The organism is Methylorubrum podarium, from assembly GCF_022179745.1.
Classification (GTDB): domain Bacteria; phylum Pseudomonadota; class Alphaproteobacteria; order Rhizobiales; family Beijerinckiaceae; genus Methylobacterium; species Methylobacterium podarium.
Genome location: NZ_BPRD01000722.1, coordinates 1 through 1,615, shown reverse-complemented (window position 1 = coordinate 1,615; position 1,615 = coordinate 1). Strand labels below are relative to the sequence as shown.

General features: G+C 67.8%; 1 protein-coding gene. It reads right to left on the bottom strand.

From position 1 onward, the window contains the following. On the bottom strand, positions 1-1,615 hold a 1,615-nt coding region (locus tag MFF42_RS26235), incomplete at both ends, for a peptidoglycan D,D-transpeptidase FtsI family protein (RefSeq protein WP_238258880.1).

The window sequence follows — 1,615 nt, the reverse complement described above, 5'->3', positions numbered from 1 at the left end:
TTGCCCGTCACCGTGCCGGAATTGTAGGCCGCCGTGGCGTAGCCGCCGGTCTCGGGCAGGCCCTGCGGCTCGTCCATGATCGTCAGGAACAGGTATTTCGGCTTGTCCATGGGGGCCGCGGCCATGAAGGTCGTGAACAGGCGGTTCTTGGCGTAGCGCCCGTTGATGACCTTCTCCGCCGTGCCGGTCTTGCCGCCGACGTAGTAGAGCGGGATCGAGGCCTTCTTGGCCGAGCCCTCGGTGGCGTTGAGGCGCATGATGAAGCGCATCGCCTCGCTTGCCTCCGGCTTGAGCACGTGGCTGGCCTTGGCCCGCGCGGTCGGCTCGTCGGTCTTGAGGAAGGTCGGCGTCATCAGGTCGCCGCCGTTGACGATCGCCGCCACCGCCGCCGCCGCCTGGATCGGCGCCACCGCGATGCCGTGGCCGAAGGCGATGGTGATGGTGTTGATCTCGGCCCAGCGCGGCGGAAGGATCGGCGCGGCCGATTCCGGCAGCTCGGTGCGCATCCGGTCGAGCAGGCCCATCTTCTTGAGGAAGGCGCGGTGGCCGGGCACGCCGACGCCGAGCGCCATCTTGGCCGAACCGATGTTGGAGGAGTGGGTGAACACCTCCGGCATGGTCAGCACCCGGCCGGTGGCATGGTAGTCGTGGATCTTCTGCCGGCCCCAGTGCAGCACGCCGCCGCGGGTGTCGAAGGTCGAGTTCACATTGTATTTGCCGGAATCGAGCGCCATGGCGAGCGTCATCGCCTTGAAGGTCGAGCCCATCTCGTAGACGCCGACATTCATCCGGTTGATGCGGTCGTCCGAGAGCGCGTCCTTCGGCTCGTTCGGGTCGAAATCCGGGTAGGAGGCGAGCGCGACGACCTCGCCCGTCGTCACGTCGAGGATCATCGAGGCGCCGGCCTTGGCCTTGAACTTCTCGACGCCCTTCACGAGCTCGTCGCGCACGGCGAACTGGGCGCGCAGGTCGAGGGAGAGCTGGATCGGCGAGAGGTCGGTCTGCTTGGCGACGAGGCCGAACTCGTTGAGCGCCTTGTTGCCGCGGTTGTCGATGTACTTCTCGATTCCCGCGATGCCGATATTGTCGAGGTTCGTCGCGCCGATGATGTGCGCGGCGGCGACGCCGTTCGGGTAGACGCGCTTGTGATCGGGCAGGAAGCCGACGCCGGGGATGCCGAGGCGATGCACTTCGAGCTGCTGCTTCGGCGTGATCTCGCGCTTGATCCAGACGAAGCCCTTCTTCGACGACAGCTTGGCGCGCAGCTCGGCCGCGTTCAGCTCGGGCAGCACCGCGGTCAGCAGCTCGACCGCCTCGTCGGTGTCGAAGGTGCGCGCCATCCGCTTCGGTTCGGCGAAGACCGAGACGGTGCGGATGTCGGTGGCCAGGATCTCGCCGTTGCGGTCGATGATGTCCGGGCGGATGGTGGTGGTGGCGGCGGCCGCGACCCGGTGCTCGTCGCTAGTGCTGGCGGGCGTCGCCGCCATCACGATCAGCCGCACGCCGATCGTGACGAACACCGCCGTGAAGGCGAGGCCGACCAGCGCCACGCGGGCGTGCGAGCGCTCGATCGCGAGGCGGAACATCATCCGGGCGAGCCGGGTCAGCGCCGAGG